Here is a 15481-nt window from a genome sequence, read left to right on the forward strand (position 1 = left end):
GGCCTGGCGTCGGGGACAGTTCGCCAAGCAGTAAGGGGTAGCGGGGTGGCCACAGCAGCGGCCACCCCGATCCTGCGTTACTGGAAGTCCAGCGACAGCTCGACGAACATTGAACGTCCGAAGGCGTTGTACACGCCCTGGTCGTAGTACGGCCAGTTGCCGTTGGTGTAATCCCGCGGCGGCCGCTCGTTGGTCAGGTTGTTGGCGGTCAACAGCACGCTTGCCAGCTTGTTGATGCGGTAGTTGACCGTCGCGTTCCAGGTCGTCCACGGCCCGATGTTGCGCTCCTCGCCAGCGGAATTCCAGGTGCGTGCGTTGCGCACGCCGAACACGTTGGTACTGAAATCACCGATGCTCCAGCTCGCCCCCAGAGTGGCGCGGTAGTGCAGTTCGTTGGAGTTGGCGCAACACAGCATGTCCAGCACCGGATCGCCTTCCTGCTGTTGAAGCTCATGCTTCAGCGGACGGTAGTAGCCGGCGTTCACCCCGAACTCGCCCGCACGCCCGGCGCTCCAGCGATAGTCGCCCGACGCCTGGATGCCCGTCTGACGCTGCTTGGCCAGGTTGATCGGATAGGAGAACACCTTGGAAACTCCGTTCGGATTGAGCGGATCGGTGCCGGGCAGGCGCTGCACCTGGGCAAGGATCTGCTGACAGGTGGGCGAGTTGATGTCAAAGGCCACGTCGCCGTTTTCGGAACGTCCCAGCCGGCAGTTGGCCTCGGTGGTGAGGATGCTGTCGGTGCCGAGAATGGATACTTCGTTCTCGATCTTCACCGAGTTGTAGTCGACCGAGAGATTCAACGCGTTGTCCAGCGCGGACCAGACGAAGCCATAGGTGAAGGTCTCGGCCGTGATGTCCTTCAGGTCACGGTTGCCGGTGCTGGAGGACAGCACCTGCAGCGAGGACTGTGGGCACTCATCGTAGTTCTCCGAGGTGTATCCGGCCTGGCGACACAGGAAGGTGTCCACGTTGGTGGTGTATCCGCTGCTCTCGCGCGAGTACAGGTAGAACATGTCGGGCGAACGGAACGCTGTTGCGTAGCTGCCACGCAGCAGCAGCGACTCCACCGGGCGGTACTCCAGGCCCAGCTTCCAGGTCGCCTTGCCGTTTCCGCCGCCGCCCTGGAGCGCGTACTTGTCATAGCGCCCGGACAGATTGGCGCTGAATGTGTCGAAGATCGGCACCTGGAGTTCCGCGCCCACCGCGTACAGGTCGCGCTGGCCTTCTGCCGACGTGCCCGCCGTCTGGCCGCGGAAGAGGACGCCGGCATTCGGATCGGCCGATTGGTTGAAGAACTTCTCACGCGTGCCCTGAAGGATCATTGCAAAGCCGACGTCGCCTGCAGGCAGGCCAAACAGCGACGTGTTGGTCACCAGCGCGGTCACGCCGGTGCGGGTGGCCGAGGACGCGGCGCGGTTGATGCCGCTGAACTGGTCATACTGCTGCCGCGTCAATGGCTGGTACAGCAGATCCAGATTGGGTGCATAGGCGTCGTAGCCGTTGACCTTGCCCAGTTGTGGCCCGAGGTAATAGTCGTCGATGCCGCCGGTGGCCAGGAAGTCGGTTGATTTGCGGGTAACGTCGGTGCTGGACCGGTTGATATACACATCGTAGTCGAAGCCGGTGTCGCCCAGCCCGCCGCGTGCGCCGGCGGTGATGTTCAGTGAGCGCGTGTAGACACGCTGGTCCTTTGCATCCAGTCCCACTTCTTCGGGCGCGTAGATGCGTTGCCACTGCTCGTAGTTGCCGCTGGCCTGGTTGTAGAAGGTCTTGTTCCAGAACGGGCTGCCACCGGAGTACGTAGGCCGGCTGAAACTGAAAAGAATGTCCGAGTACAGCTCAGTAGTTTCGCTGAGGTGGTAGCGCAAGAACGTGGTGGCGTTCACGTCCTCGCTCTTGTTGTAGAGCGTGGCCGTGCCAACATTGTTGGGGCTGCCGCAGTAGTAGCCAGTTCCTGCCGCGTTGCGATGCGCATAGCTGGTGCTTCCACCGAACAGGTACGACAGCGGCGCACAGGTCGCCTGGCCGGGATCGATATAGCCGTTGGGCGACATCTGCATGCGCAGGAAGGTGCGCGAGGGGTCCTGTGGGCCGGTCGGGCTGTCGTTGACGCTGTCGATGTAACTGCGGTCGGAAGCGAAGATCGGCTTCTGCTTGGTGTATTCCAACCCGTAGCTGATATCCAGGTTGCCGAAGGAATGGCCGCTGCTGAAGATGAAGCGCTGACTGGAACCGCCGCCATCGCTGTAGCCACCGACACGGTAGCGGAAGTGCGTGCCCTCCACCTTGTCCTTCAGCACGATGTTGATGACGCCTGCCACGGCCGACGAGCCGTACACCGACGACTGCCCACCGGTGAGAACGTCGATGCGCTCAACCATGCCCAGCGGGATGTTGGCGATGTCCACGATGCTGGTATTGCCGTTGTAGGCCAGTGGATAGCTGTTGAGCGGACGTCCGTTGAGCAGGGTCAGCGTGTAGCTGGGATCCAGTCCGAACAGACTGACCGTCTTGGCACCCGGGGTGTAGAAGCCGGTGCCCTGGGAGTCCTGCACGGAGCCGTTGGCCATGGGCATCGAGCGCAGCGCATCGAACACCGTGGTGAAGCCCTGCGCCTCGATCTCCTCGGCAGTGATGGTGGTCACCGGGGAAGGCCCTTCGATCTGCGCGCGGGGAATCAGCGAGCCGGTGACGTTCACGGCATCCAGCTGTCGAGTGGTCGGGGCCGCAGCTTCCTCATCAGGCGGGGATGTCTGTGCCTGTGCGAGCAGCGGTTGGAGCAGTACGGATGACACCAGCAACGACAGCAACGTGCGCTTCATCTTGCAGATCTCCAGTACGAGGTCTCCCGGCGCGGCAAGGCGCAGGAGAGTGGGTGTGTGCAGGTTCCGTGGGGCGTGGGGGTGGAGATTTTCTAGATCGATCTAAATACATTGTCAATAATTTGAAATGAAACCATTTTCAGACGCTTAGATCGAACGAAATGGCACTTGCGGCGGGCCACGGCCTTGTTGCAGGATCAGCGCGGTTGCCCATCACGTCCTGGAGTGCCGCCCATGCGTCTGCGCCGTTGCCTGATCGTCCCTGTGGTTGCTGCAAGCTTCGTCTTTTCCAGCGCATACGCGGCCGACATTCAACAGACCCGCGACGGCGTCACACTGACCTATCAGGACCCGAGCGGCTCAACGGCCACGGATGTGCGTGACCGGATCATCGCCACCTTCTTCGCCACTTACCCACGCCAGCGACACGACTTCCATCCCTCGGCACCGTCCAGCGTGCGCATCGTGATGGACCCGTCCTATGACGGCGTCGCCTACGTAGGCGAGAAGGAAAAGTCGGCCACGATCACGATCAATCCGGGCTGGCTTCAGAAGCACCCCAATGACACGGATCTGGTGACCCACGAAGGCATGCATATCGTGCAGGGGTATCCCGGCTACGCCAGCGAGCGGGCACCTTCGTGGTTGGTGGAGGGCATCGCGGACTATGCCCGCGACCAGTACGGTGTCGACAACGCCGCCGGAGGCTGGGCGCTGCCCACGCAGGTCAAGCCGGAGCACAAGGCGGACACCGGGTACCGGGTCACCGGTGCGTTCCTGAAATGGGGCGAAGCCGCGCATCCGGGTCTGGTGAAGGCGCTCGACTCGGCGCTGCGCAATGGCCGCTACACGCCTGCGCTGTGGAAGGCACACACCGGTGAGGACCTGCCGACGCTATGGCAGGCCTACACCGCGCGGCAGTAGAGCCACCGCAAAGCAGAAATCCCTGACATGGCGTGGCTGCCCGTGCTGATAGGCACGGGCGCGAGATGCTTCCAGACTTTCGGGCTCCTGCCACACTACGGAGCCCCGCATGAGCCTAGCGCTGGTGCACAGCCGCGCCCGCATCGGCATTCATGCGCCGGCGGTACGTATCGAAGTGATGTTGAGCGGCGGCCTGCCGCATACCACGCTGGTGGGTCTGCCCGCCGCTGCCGTTCGTGAATCCTGTGATCGCGTGCGCGCCGCGTTGTTGTGCGCGCAGTTCGAGTACCCGAACCAGCGCATCCTGATCAATCTGGCTCCCGCCGACCTGCCCAAGGAGGGCGGCCGCTTTGACCTCGCCATTGCGCTGGGCATTCTTGGGGCCAGTGGGCAGATCGACCCGCTGCTGCTGAATCGCTATGAATTCCTGGGCGAACTGGCGCTGACCGGTGAGCTGCGCGGTGTGGATGGCGTGCTGCCAGCGGCGCTTGCGGCAGCCGACGACGGGCGCTGCCTCATTGTGGCTGCCGCCAACGGTGCGGAAGCCGGGCTGGCTCAGGAGGCGGATGTGCGGGTTGGGCGCACCTTGCTGGAGGTGTGTGCGTCACTGCAGGCACATGATCTGCCGCGTGCCGTTCCTGCAGAAGCGATCACCGCACAGGTGCCCGATCTCAGCGACGTCCGCGGCCAACATCTCGCCCGCCGCGCGTTGGAGGTGGCGGCCGCTGGCGGGCACCATCTGTTGCTGCTCGGAAGTCCTGGCTGCGGCAAGACTCTGCTGGCCTCGCGGCTGCCCGGCATTCTGCCGGACGCGACCGAAGCGGAGGCGCTGCAGACCGCCGTGATCACCTCGTGCAGCGGCAACGGCATTGATACCGCACGCTGGCGCCAACGGCCCTTCCGTGCGCCGCACCATACCGCCAGTGCGGTCTCGCTGGTGGGCGGCGGCTCGTACCCGCGCCCGGGCGAGATATCACTCGCGCACAACGGCGTGCTGTTTCTGGACGAGTTCGTCCTTAGGTCGTCAAGTTGACTGACAACACGTCGGCTTCTGACGGGAAGAGGGAGTACTCACTGCGTTTCACATAGTCACCATGTGCGGGGTCCGTTTCCGACCAGAAGCAGACAGCCACCCCCTCCCTCATGAATACCCCTAGGCCGCAGCAGACCTCGGGCCCGCTGTGGCCAAAGGGTTTTGGGGCAGACTACGCCAGTTGCCTAAATTCCCTGGGTCAGGAAGTCCAGCCCGCCCCTTCCAGGACGCTTTAGATCACGTCAAGTTGATGCATCGTCCACGCAGAAAATCCCATGCATCGCGCCCAGCAGTGCTGCAACGCGCGGGTCTTCCATGCGGTAGATGATCGACCGCGATTCCCGTCGGGTCGCTACGAGCTTTCGTTGACGGAGTTCGGCCAGTTGCTGGGAGAGCGCCGGCTGTCGAATGCCGGTGGCTTCCTCCAGTCCGCCCACCGTCATTTCACCTTGCGCGAGCTGGCATAGCAGCAACAGGCGCGAGGGGGTGGCCATGAAGCGCAGCAACTCGGCCACTTCAGGCACGCGCTCCTTCATCGTGGCTAGGTCTGACGGGCTGAATGGGGGGCTGGTCACGGGTAAGGGCAACTTGGGCAGGTGATGTGATGCAAAGACCATGCGGGCACGCGTCCAATCTAGCATATTTCAATAGTTGCACATATTACGTAACTATGTAATTCTCAGGTCGCGAAGCCTCTTGGAGCCAGCCATGATCCCATCCGTAGCGGTAGACGCCCCCTTGGACCAGGCTGTGCGCCTGGTCAGCGATGCGCGTGCCGGCCTGCTTCCCTCACCTTCCGTGAAGACGTTCTTTGACCCTGCTACGTTCACTGCCAGCCACGTCGTACGCGATCCAACTTCTTCAGCGTGCGCCATCATCGACAGCGTCCTGGACTTCGACATGGCCGCAGGCCGCACGTCCACTTCCTCCGCATCGGCGTTGGTGGACTACGTGCGTGCCGAGCGCCTGCAGGTGCAGTGGTTGCTGGAAACCCACGCGCATGCCGACCACCTGTCCGCGGCTCCATGGCTGCAGGAGCAGGTGGGAGGCGCGCTGGCTATTGGCGAACACATCACCGCAGTCCAGGAAACCTTCGGCAAGCTCTTCAATGCCGGTACTGCATTCAAGCGGGATGGCAGCCAGTTCGATCACCTGTTCGCCGACGGTGCCTCCTTCCGCATCGGTAATCTGCAGGCGATGTCGCTGCACGTGCCAGGCCATACTCCCGCTTGTCTGGCGTACGTGATCGGCGACGCCGTATTTCCTGGCGACACGCTGTTCATGCCGGACTACGGCACTGCCCGATGCGACTTCCCAGGTGGCTCAGCGCGCCAGTTGTATCGCTCGATCCAGCGCCTGCTGTTCCTGCCCGACGCCGCCCGCGTATTCCTGTGCCACGACTACAAAGCCACCGGCCGGGACCATTTCGCATGGGAAACTACCATCGGTGCCGAAAGGGCAACAAACATGCATGTGCACGAGGGCGTGAGCGAAGCCATGTTTGTGGAACTGCGGGAGGCTCGTGATGCCACACTTCCGATGCCACGGCTGATCCTGCCGTCAGTGCAGGTCAACATGTGCGCCGGCCATCTGCCCGAGCCCGAGGAAAACGGCGTGCGATATCTCAAGCTGCCGGTGGACCTGCTATGACGCTCTCTCACCTGGCCTGGTATTGGCCGCTCGCTGGCGGTGCCATGATCGGAACAGCGGCCGGAGCCTATCTACTCCTTCTCGGGCGCGTTGCTGGCATCTCGGGACTGCTTGCCAAGACACTGGGCATGACGGGTGACGGCGGGCGCAGCGGTGCAGTCCTGTTTCTGGCAGGACTTGCCCTGGCGTCAGGCTTGGCATTGGCGGCCCGACCCATACCCCTGCCGGCGCTCTCCGCAAACGGAACTGTGGTGCTGGTGATCGCCGGACTGCTGGTGGGTTACGGAACTCGCCTTGGGGCTGGCTGTACCAGTGGGCACGGTGTCTGCGGCCTGGGCCGGGCATCGCCGCGGTCGGTGGTGGCGACCTGCGTGTTCATGCTCGTGGGCATGGCCACGGCAACCCTGGTACAGATTACGACCGGGGGCCCGGCATGATCCGTCTAGCCGCGTTCCTGTGCGGCGCACTCTTCGGATTGGGCCTGGTCGTATCCGATATGGCCAACCCAGCCCGCGTGCTTGCTTTCCTTGATGTGAGCGACGCCTGGGACCCCTCCCTGGCGCTGGTCATGCTGGGCGCACTGATCCCTTCCGGCGCAGCCTACCTGTGGATACGCGCCCGCAGAACGCCGCTGCTTGCCGTATCGCTGCACATTCCCGCCCATCGCATCATCGATCGGCGCCTGGTGATCGGTGCGGCGATATTCGGCCTGGGTTGGGGTCTGGCCGGACTATGTCCCGGCCCAGCCATCGCGTTGCTGGGAACCGGCCAGCCCTTCGCGATCATCTTCGCCACGGCAATGATCGCTGGCGTGCTCCTGCATGGCCTCATTCACCGCCCCACTGCAACTACGGGAAAACCATGAACCTCAAGCCACTCTCCGCCAGCCTCAAGGTGTCCGGCCAGCTCCTGCCAAAGGACATTGAAGCCCTGAAGGAGCAGGGCTTTGCGAGCGTGATCTGCAACCGCCCCGACGATGAACAGCCGGAGCAGCCCAGTCACCATGCGCTGCAGGCCGCCTGCCACCAGGCGGGCATGCAGTTTGCCTATCTTCCTGCGCTGCCTGGCGTCATTACCGATGATCAGGTGCATACCTTTGCCAGGTTGATCGAAGCGCTGCCAAGCCCTGTTGCCGCGTACTGCAGAACCGGCACCCGTGCTGCGATGCTTTGGGCGCTGTCGGAAGTCGTTCACAATGGAGCGGCGTTTGACCACGTCCTGTCTGTTGCTTCGGATGCAGGCTATGACCTTTCTTCCATCGCAGCACGGCTGCAGCAAGGCCCGGCGTCCGGCGACTGACATATGGAAGCGCTATCTCTGCTGCAGTTGGTTCTGGGCGGCCTGTCTGGCGTCCTGGTCGGCTTCGTCCTGGGCGTGGTCGGTGGGGGCGGATCCATCCTGGCGGTACCACTGATGCTCTACGTGGTCGGAGTGGGAGATCCGCATGTGGCTATCGGCACCAGCGCCCTGGCAGTAGCGGTCAATGCGGTGTCGAATCTGGTGATACATGCCCGTAGAGGGAACGTTCGATGGCCTTGTGCCTCGGTCTTCGCTCTGGCGGGGATCGCGGGCGCATACCTGGGTTCCAGCTTGGGCAAGGCGTTCGACGGCAGGAGCCTGTTGGCGCTGTTTGCTGTGGCTATGATCGTTGTCGGCATCGCCATGCTTCGCAGGCGCAACACGCCTGGACTCACGGACGCTCGGCTCGGCAGAGGCAACGCGCCCGCGCTGATTGGGCTGGGCGCCACCGCCGGCGGGCTTTCTGGCTTCTTTGGCATTGGCGGAGGCTTTCTCATCGTGCCCGCACTGGTGGCCGCGACGGGCATGCCGATGATCGCCGCAGTCGGAAGCTCGCTCGTCGCCGTCGCCGCATTTGGCATGACCACCGCACTGAACTACGCGCGTACAGGTCTGGTCAACTGGAAGCTCGCGGCAGTTTTCGTCGTTGCCGGCGTGGCTGGCGGTATTGCAGGTGCAGCAACTTCGACGAAGCTGGCCAACTATCGTGGAGCTCTGAACACGGTATTTGCAGTACTGATCTTCATTACTGCCGCATACATGCTGTGGAAGGTGAGCTGACCGGATGTGCTCCAGACCACAGCCGAGCACTGATAGCCAGCGCAGCGCTTCAAAGGCTTTGATAGGAAGATACTACGAACGGTGGTCCACATCCTCCAGAGTCAAATAAGATGCGACGGCTCGAAGCGCCTCGCGATCAGCTTCGAAATCCATGGCCAATAGGCCGCGCTCCAACGCGATGCGGGCATGCGCCTGTGATGCGACTCTTGTCGCTTCATTCGAGGACCCTGCCAACGCTGCGAAGGCCTTCTGCAGCCGGATACTGACCTCCAGGGACGCGGCGGCATCCCTGGCAATCGGAGTGAACGCGTCCTCAAACATGTCGCGTACGTCGAGACACTGCACGTGCACGCGCGGATACAGCACCTCGCCTGTCGCAGCGTCCCCTCCGTGGCTGGACCATGCACAGAGCAGCCTGACACATGTCCCGATGACGTCGATGCAGGTCCCAGGGTCGTTCACCGCAGGTGACATGGCTCGCTGGGCAATTTCCGCAAGCACGACCAGCCCGAACCGTGGGTCATTTTCGATGGAGCGCGCGTCGCTAAAGGAAATGGCTGAGATCACTTTACTCTGTACTTCAGGAAGTAGATTTCCCTCGATGGCTATCAACGGACGGGTTGGGGTTGCGAACGTACCCGGCTGGCAGAGCAGATGAACGCGTAGATCATGTTCCTGCGCAATGGCGTTGATCCGCCCGACATCCACGTGTTCAACGTAGGCCACCTGATCGCCGACCAGCTGCACCGCCCCCTCTCCTACCCGAACCGCACTGGCTCCGCCGAGCGAAGGCTCCTCGGCGCGGCGCTTCATTGCCACTTGGGTCGCCCGCTCCACCAGATCGATGGTTTCGCCGACGCGGCCAAAGCGTGAGAACTGCTCGATAGCCCGGAGCAACGTCACTGTGATGACGATGATGACCGCGATAGTTGCCCCGAACAGTACAAGCCGGCCGCTATCTCCGTAGATGCCGGTGCTGAGCGCGATGAGGCCCACGATCGAGAACAGGAAGGCACCAATGAAGGTGGCCAGCGCACCTTGGGCCCGGGTGTCTTCGATCAGCAGGCGGGCCGCGCGCGGGGTGGCGCTGCTGGACGCGGACCCGTAGGCCGAGACCATGGTGGACAGCGAGAAGGTGGTGACCGTCAGCATCGACGCGGCAAGAATGCCAAGAATGTTGCCGACGGAATCTGCGCCGATCCGCGCGGCAAGGCCGACGGGAATGAGGAACTTCAGGAACGCGCCCGCCAACGCCGTGATGATGCCTAGGGCGCCATACAGGGTCGAACGGAACCACATCCGCTTTGTAACTTTGCTGGCTGCAAGCCTCAATCTGGTGAGCATGGGCTACTTCCTGGGAAGTTCGACCATCAATAGCACGGCCGGGCGCCGAGGCCACGTCAACGCAGGGTCATGCCCGACCCAAGGCAGATGCCGCTACTCCGGGCGGCATCTGTGTGCAGATTCTACGAGCGCACCTTGTCCAGGAACTGACGGTGGCGCTCGTATTGATCGAGCACATCGTGGATGAGTTGAACCTTGGTCCATCCCATGACGTCGTAGTCCTGCCCGCCCTCCCGCAGATAGACCTCCGCACGGTAATGACGGGTACCCTCGCTGACCGGCCGACGGGGATCCTGCAGGGCGAACGTCGGCGGCTCATAGGGCTGGGGCCGTACCGAGTAGAAGAAGTCCATCTCCTCGCCATGGCCAACCTGCAGCCACGCACGACCATCCTCCCCCTTGGAGACCTGGACCGGCAGATCCTGCTTGCGCAGCTCAGCCGCAACCTCTTCCAATGCTGGGATGACACGCTGCTCGATGAAGCCGGTCACCTCGATCTTCAACGGATTGTGCGCCAGCAGGCGCAGGCGCGCCCGCCAATCCTCGCTGGTACCCGGCAAGATACGTGCCTCGCGCAGGATCGAGCGCTTGGTTGCATCCAGATGCATGGCCTTCAGCAGTCCCCAGCACATCAGGATCATGACGATCGTAAATGGCAACGCACTGGCAATGGTGGCCGCCTGCAATGATTCCAAGCCGCCGGCCACCAGCAGGGCAATCGCAAGGCCGCCGACCAGCAGCGCCCAGAAGATCCGCTGCCAGACCGGCGATTCCTGCTCACCCTTCGAGGTAAGCATGTCGATTACCAGGGCACCGGAGTCCGCTGAGGTTACGAAGAACAGCGCAACCAGGATGACCGCCAGCGAAGAGGTCAGCATGGTCAGCGGCAGGTGCTCCAGAAACTCGAAGAGCGCCATCGAGCTGTCGGTTGAGATCGCCTGCACCAACTGCTGGATGCCCTCCGCCCGCACCATGTGCAACGCGGTGTTGCCGTAGATGGTCATCCAGAGGAATGTGAAGCCAAGCGGCACAAGCAACACCCCCACCACGAACTCACGGACAGTGCGTCCACGTGAGATGCGCGCGATGAACATGCCAACGAAGGGCGACCAGGCAATCCACCAGCCCCAGTAGAACAGCGTCCAGCCACCCAGCCAACCCGTGGGTTCGTAGGCATAAAGGTTGAAGGTCATCGAGAACAGCTGGGAAACGTACATGCCGGTGTTCTGCACCAGTGCCTGCATCAGGTGCACGGTGGGTCCACAGACCAGCACGAAGGCCAGCAACGCTGCCGCCAGGATCATGTTGAGCTCGGACAGCCTGCGTACGCCGCTGTCCAGGCCAGCCACGACCGAGCCGGTCGCCACCAGTGTGATGACGGTGATCAAGCCAACCTGGACGAGCGTACTGACCTCCAGGCCGAACAGGTAGTTCAGGCCGGCGTTGATCTGCATGACGCCCAGCCCCAGCGAGGTGGCCAGGCCGAAGATGGTACCCAGCGCGGCGAACGTGTCTACAGCATGCCCCAACGGGCCGTGGATACGATCGCCGATGAGCGGATACAGTGCGGATCGGACACGCAGCGGGAGATTGTGCCGGTAGGCAAAGTACGCCAGCGACAGCGCTACCACTGCGTAGATCGCCCATGCGTGGATGCCCCAGTGGAAGAAGGTGATGCGCATGGCCTGGCGGGCAGCTGCGGCCGACTCGGGCGAGCCGACCGGCGGCGTGGCGTAGTGCATGATGGGCTCGGCAACGCCGAAGAACATCAGACCGATGCCCATGCCGGCAGCGAACAACATGGCGAACCAGGAGCCGTAGCTGTAGTCCGGCGTACTGTGGTCAGGGCCGAGTTTGATGCGGCCGTAACTGCTGATGGCGACGCCGACGACGAAGACCAGGAAGCCGGCCACCGCAAGGATGGTGAACCAGCCTGCATCATTGGCAGCCCATGACTTGGCCGCGGTGAACCACCGCGTGGCTATATCGGGCGCGATGGCAGCAAGCGCCAGCAGCGCGATGACGATGGCTGCCGTGGGAATGAACACCTGCGGAAGGATCCGCTGGCGAACGGGGGGATGTTGCGGAGCCGTGCTCTGCATGGATACCTCCGTGTTGTTGGGTGAAGAAGCCTCTGGCTTGCGCGAGGCCGATCAGAAGTAGAAGCCGATGTTGAAGTTCAGCCGTGAATGCCAGCGGGAAGGACCTCCCTCGTCGATGCCGATACCATCACCACCGGCAAACCACATGTTGCGGCCAGCGATCCAGTCGACATAGGTGAGCATGATGCCTTTCTGCAGGCTGCAACCGGTCACGTTCTGCCACGAATCACGAAGGCCCGCGCGGTGCCCGACCGGGCGGGTCATGCTGAGGTTGTTATAGCAGGTGATGTCATCCAGCCAGCCCTTCTGGCCGAACGAATAGGCGATGTTGGCGCTTGGCACATCCGCCTGCGCTGCAACCTGGAAGGGGGATTGGAACGCCGACATTGCGATGCGATCTCCGGGCACGGCATACCGGTACCGCGCCCACTGCAACTGCGCGGTCCAACCATCGCGCTGCCACTGTGCGTGGAGGGCCGCGCCCTGATGACCGTAGTGACGCCGTGTCTGAGTGTTCTGCACCTTGCCAGCAAACGCTGATGCGCCCAGCAACAGCTCGCCGCCGCCCCAGGCGCGCGCGCGCTCCACGCGTGCATGCAGTCGTTGCCGCTCACGATACGGCAACGCCTCGGTCTGCGCGACATCAAAGGAGTAGCGATCATAGCGAGCCCCGGACCCGTATTCGTCTCCGGAGAACCAGCCGAGATGCCAGGTCGTGCTGCCGGTGCGGTGAATCACTACAAGGCCCGGATCGTAATCATCCTCAATGCCCAAGTAGTAGCCGGAGCCGAACCAGAAGCTCTGCGAAACGGTAGGGAGCAGCCCGAACGGGACTTGCTGGATACCTGCCTTGAGCTGGGTAGCATCGGAGAACTGCCAGCCCGCGTAGGCGTGATGCACGGCGTCGAAGCCATCGTACCAGCGGTATTGGGCAGAGAAGGAAAACGGTCCGGTTCCAGCGTCAAGGTCTGCACGCAGCAGTTCAAGCTGCAGGCGGCTGGTCGGCCCGTAGTCGAGCCAGCCATAGTTGAACCTGACGGCGCCTCCTGGATCAAAGTAAGGATCTCTATGGAGGTTATCCTCAGAAGCCTCTGCAGCCAGCGAAGTTCCCGCCAACGCGGCAGCGACAATGAAGGGAATTGATCTCACGGTTATGCGCCTTGCCTCCCTGATCTGCTACGGAAAGCGCTTGAGTCTAACGTCGATTCATCCAATGCCTCAAACTGGCGATCTCAAAGAATTCTTGGCGGGACCACAGCAATCACTCACGGCGCATCTTTAGTCCTCAGGTCCATATGCCACGTGAAAATCATGTGCAGTGAGAGAGTAGCTAACACGATAAACTTCTTAGTAGTCGATCCTGAGATTGAGCGACTCATAGTGGACATGGAGTGACACGCAATGTCATTTGAGAATAGGCTAGGGCCTCGACATCGGGGAAGAATTCATGACTATTGATATCAGCGGCCTTTCTGCCAAGGAACTTCGCTCACTGATTGCTCAGGCGGAGAAGCAGCAGTCCAAAGTGCTGTCACGCCCTAAGGCCACAGCGATGCGCGCCAAGATCAACAAGTACGTCAAGGATCATGGATACACGATAGAGGAACTCTACGGCGCTTCAGTGATCGTGCCCTCCGAAACCGCCAAGAAGCGAGGTGATCGGAGGCCTGCCAAATCGACAGTGCCCAAGATCGCTCCCAAGTACCGCAATCCTGCAGTGCGCGGCCAGACGTGGTCCGGTCGAGGGCGGCAACCGCGATGGATAGCCGAGCTGGTAGCAAGCGGAAAATCACTGAATGACTTCCTGATCAAGTAGTGATAGCGAGGTAGCCGCACACCGGTACCGCAGCAAGTCCTGAGAATCATTAGTCATCAGATCGAACAGGATGCTGGTGCGCGGAATGCCCTGCCAGGTAGGCGATCAAAGATTTCAGCTAGTCGCAGTTGATGTGACAGCGGGCGAACAGCAGGCGCTCCCCTTGCCTTTGGAGAGTGGGCTCAGACAGCAATGATTGCAGTATCCACTTCTGGCCGACAGCTGCCGTCCGATCTGGCAGGATCCGATTCCTAGCGGGGATTCGACGCTGCCCGGGCCATGCGTGTGGCGTGCAACCGCTCCGGGCGTCAGGCAGCCCGATCAGCCCCATGCCGAGCGGGCCGCCGATGCGCGGGCTCACCTAACTTCCCCCGGACCATTCAGCCAACTCCATTGTGAGCATGACTCTTTGCACTGTCGTGCCCGGGTGCCTGGGCCTAGGGTTGCCGGCCGGCATCGGTTCCGTCGGCACTCGCCAATCCATTTTCCAGACGACCTGGCCCAGGGAAATCCATGCTGCCTGCACTCTTGCGCACCGCCTTGCTGACCGTTGCCCTGTCGGCATGGCTTCCAGCCCAGGCGCTTGCGGCCGGTTCTCTTAAGGAAGCCAACAGCAAGGCCAGGGCCTTCATCCAGCAGGCCATGCAGAAGCAGCGGATTCCGGGCCTCCAGCTGGCAGTGGTGCAAAACGGGAAAGTAGTGCTGCTGGAGAACTACGGGTTCGCCAATGTCGAGAACCGGGTGCCTGTTACCGGCAAGACGCTGTTCCCGATCAACTCGGCCACCAAGTCGTTCACCGGCGTAGCCATGATGCAACTGGTCCAGGACGGACGGGTGGATCTGGACGCCCCCTTGTCACGCTATTTGGACGATGTGCCCGCGACCTGGCGTGGGGTGCGGATCCGGCAGCTGCTGGGGCATACATCAGGCCTTCCGGAGATCATCGACTCGCAGGGGGCCTTTGGCGGTGCGACGGAGCCGGAGGCATGGAGCGCGGTCGAGGCTCGGCCTCTGGAGGTATCGCCAGGCGAACAGTTCTCGTACAACCAGACCAACTACGGCCTGCTGTCGCGGATCATCGTCAAGTTGAGCGGGCAACCATACGAGCGATTCGTGACGCAGCGACAGTTCGATGTGGCGGGCATGCCCTCTACCACGTTCGGTGACAGCTATGACCTGGTTGCCGGAGCCGCCACGATCTACAGCTGGTCGCCGCGGGGCTCGCTGGCACCGGACGATGGTGAGCGCCTGTCGCATTGGATTTATGAAATGCCCTACAGCCTGTGGGCGGGTGGCGGAATCCAGACGACGGCCGAAGAGCTGTCGCGCTGGATCATTGCGCTGTCGCAGGACCAGTTGATTGATGATGCACATGTCCAGCGCATGTGGCAGCAAGAGCCACTGAACAGCGGGGCGAAAAGCGATTGGGCCTTAGGCTGGCCGGTTTTGAAGGCTGATCGCCCGCGCCAGGTCGCAGGCATTGGCGGTGCCCGCGCGGCATTCGTCGTCTACCCGGATGAAGACTTGGCCGTGATCGTGCTGACCAATCTTGCCGGTGCGAACCCGCAGCGGTTTGTTCGACGCATCGGCGAGTTCTACCAGTCGCGGGCGAACGACTCCACCCATTGATGCCGACGAAGCTCCGGGACGACGTGTGCTTTCGGCACGAAGCGGACGTCCACACGCACACCTTCTGGCTGGCGCCAGG

At 62.3% G+C, this 15481-nt stretch carries 13 protein-coding genes and 1 pseudogene; 9 read left to right on the forward strand and 5 right to left on the reverse strand.

The window, feature by feature from the left end:
* Window positions 1-77: 77 nt before the first annotated feature.
* Entirely contained in the window at window positions 78-2825 is a 2748-nt protein-coding gene (locus QMX83_RS06040; RefSeq protein ID WP_282295753.1) for a TonB-dependent receptor, read from the reverse strand.
* Between the two features lie 234 nt (window positions 2826-3059).
* On the opposite strand from QMX83_RS06040, the gene QMX83_RS06045 reads away from it, so the two are divergent.
* Both QMX83_RS06045 and QMX83_RS06050 read left to right on the forward strand, forming a co-directional pair.
* Window positions 3060-3749, forward strand: coding sequence for a basic secretory protein-like protein (locus tag QMX83_RS06045; protein WP_282295754.1), 690 nt, complete (start codon window positions 3060-3062; stop codon window positions 3747-3749).
* Between the two features lie 109 nt (window positions 3750-3858).
* A pseudogene (locus tag QMX83_RS06050) lies at window positions 3859-4758 on the forward strand (YifB family Mg chelatase-like AAA ATPase); the annotation flags it as partial.
* A 266-nt stretch (window positions 4759-5024) separates the two neighbouring features.
* Here QMX83_RS06050 and QMX83_RS06055 read toward each other — a convergent pair.
* The gene (locus QMX83_RS06055; RefSeq protein ID WP_024957933.1) at window positions 5025-5318 is read right to left on the reverse strand and encodes a metalloregulator ArsR/SmtB family transcription factor; all 294 of its coding nucleotides are present in this window, start codon (window positions 5316-5318) and stop codon (window positions 5025-5027) included.
* A 172-nt stretch (window positions 5319-5490) separates the two neighbouring features.
* Here QMX83_RS06055 and QMX83_RS06060 point away from each other — a divergent pair, with 172 nt between their 5' ends.
* Genes QMX83_RS06060 through QMX83_RS06080 form a run of 5 tightly spaced genes read left to right on the forward strand, consistent with a single transcriptional unit; the run spans window position 5491 to window position 8511 of the window.
* The gene (locus tag QMX83_RS06060; RefSeq protein WP_223224754.1) at window positions 5491-6432 is read left to right on the forward strand and encodes an MBL fold metallo-hydrolase; all 942 of its coding nucleotides are present in this window, start codon (window positions 5491-5493) and stop codon (window positions 6430-6432) included.
* Complete coding sequence (locus QMX83_RS06065) at window positions 6429-6869, forward strand: membrane protein (RefSeq protein ID WP_033834872.1); 441 nt, start codon at window positions 6429-6431, stop codon at window positions 6867-6869. Before QMX83_RS06060 ends, QMX83_RS06065 begins: the two co-directional genes overlap by 4 nt.
* The gene (locus tag QMX83_RS06070; protein ID WP_033834873.1) at window positions 6866-7297 is read left to right on the forward strand and encodes a DUF6691 family protein; all 432 of its coding nucleotides are present in this window, start codon (window positions 6866-6868) and stop codon (window positions 7295-7297) included. The genes QMX83_RS06065 and QMX83_RS06070 overlap by 4 nt, the downstream gene beginning before the upstream one ends.
* Entirely contained in the window at window positions 7294-7731 is a 438-nt protein-coding gene (locus QMX83_RS06075; RefSeq protein ID WP_033834874.1) for a TIGR01244 family sulfur transferase, read from the forward strand. Before QMX83_RS06070 ends, QMX83_RS06075 begins: the two co-directional genes overlap by 4 nt.
* Window positions 7732-7749: 18 nt before the next feature.
* A complete protein-coding gene (locus QMX83_RS06080) occupies window positions 7750-8511 on the forward strand; it encodes a sulfite exporter TauE/SafE family protein (protein ID WP_080353444.1) in 762 nt (253 codons plus the stop codon).
* A gap of 72 nt (window positions 8512-8583) precedes the next feature.
* Here QMX83_RS06080 and QMX83_RS06085 read toward each other — a convergent pair whose 3' ends face one another.
* From QMX83_RS06085 to QMX83_RS06095, 3 genes are all read right to left on the reverse strand, one after another.
* A complete protein-coding gene (locus tag QMX83_RS06085) occupies window positions 8584-9855 on the reverse strand; it encodes a DUF2254 domain-containing protein (protein ID WP_024957939.1) in 1272 nt (423 codons plus the stop codon).
* A gap of 122 nt (window positions 9856-9977) precedes the next feature.
* Complete coding sequence (gene betT, locus QMX83_RS06090) at window positions 9978-11957, reverse strand: choline BCCT transporter BetT (RefSeq protein WP_282295757.1); 1980 nt, start codon at window positions 11955-11957, stop codon at window positions 9978-9980.
* A 51-nt stretch (window positions 11958-12008) separates the two neighbouring features.
* Complete coding sequence (locus tag QMX83_RS06095) at window positions 12009-13106, reverse strand: hypothetical protein (protein WP_033834877.1); 1098 nt, start codon at window positions 13104-13106, stop codon at window positions 12009-12011.
* Window positions 13107-13404: 298 nt separating this feature from the next.
* Between QMX83_RS06095 and QMX83_RS06100 the strand changes: the two genes are divergently transcribed.
* Together QMX83_RS06100 and QMX83_RS06105 are read left to right on the forward strand one after the other, a co-directional pair.
* A complete protein-coding gene (locus QMX83_RS06100; RefSeq protein WP_049461414.1) occupies window positions 13405-13773 on the forward strand; it encodes an H-NS histone family protein in 369 nt (122 codons plus the stop codon).
* A gap of 513 nt (window positions 13774-14286) precedes the next feature.
* A complete protein-coding gene (locus QMX83_RS06105; protein ID WP_050426964.1) occupies window positions 14287-15402 on the forward strand; it encodes a serine hydrolase domain-containing protein in 1116 nt (371 codons plus the stop codon).
* Window positions 15403-15481: the final 79 nt, after the last annotated feature.

The organism is Stenotrophomonas sp. PS02289, from assembly GCF_029960115.1.
Lineage (GTDB): Bacteria > Pseudomonadota > Gammaproteobacteria > Xanthomonadales > Xanthomonadaceae > Stenotrophomonas.

Excerpts from the sequence above, each read along its gene's own strand:
- QMX83_RS06040 (WP_282295753.1), bottom strand. The coding sequence starts at position 2,825 with ATGAAGCGCACGTTGCTGTCGTTGCTGGTGTCATCCGTACTGCTCCAA.
- QMX83_RS06045 (WP_282295754.1), top strand. The coding sequence starts at position 3,060 with ATGCGTCTGCGCCGTTGCCTGATCGTCCCTGTGGTTGCTGCAAGCTTC.
- QMX83_RS06055 (WP_024957933.1), bottom strand. The coding sequence starts at position 5,318 with ATGAAGGAGCGCGTGCCTGAAGTGGCCGAGTTGCTGCGCTTCATGGCC.
- QMX83_RS06060 (WP_223224754.1), top strand. The coding sequence starts at position 5,491 with ATGATCCCATCCGTAGCGGTAGACGCCCCCTTGGACCAGGCTGTGCGC.
- QMX83_RS06065 (WP_033834872.1), top strand. The coding sequence starts at position 6,429 with ATGACGCTCTCTCACCTGGCCTGGTATTGGCCGCTCGCTGGCGGTGCC.
- QMX83_RS06070 (WP_033834873.1), top strand. The coding sequence starts at position 6,866 with ATGATCCGTCTAGCCGCGTTCCTGTGCGGCGCACTCTTCGGATTGGGC.
- QMX83_RS06075 (WP_033834874.1), top strand. The coding sequence starts at position 7,294 with ATGAACCTCAAGCCACTCTCCGCCAGCCTCAAGGTGTCCGGCCAGCTC.
- QMX83_RS06085 (WP_024957939.1), bottom strand. The coding sequence starts at position 9,855 with ATGCTCACCAGATTGAGGCTTGCAGCCAGCAAAGTTACAAAGCGGATG.
- betT (WP_282295757.1), bottom strand. The coding sequence starts at position 11,957 with ATGCAGAGCACGGCTCCGCAACATCCCCCCGTTCGCCAGCGGATCCTT.
- QMX83_RS06100 (WP_049461414.1), top strand. The coding sequence starts at position 13,405 with ATGACTATTGATATCAGCGGCCTTTCTGCCAAGGAACTTCGCTCACTG.
- QMX83_RS06105 (WP_050426964.1), top strand. The coding sequence starts at position 14,287 with ATGCTGCCTGCACTCTTGCGCACCGCCTTGCTGACCGTTGCCCTGTCG.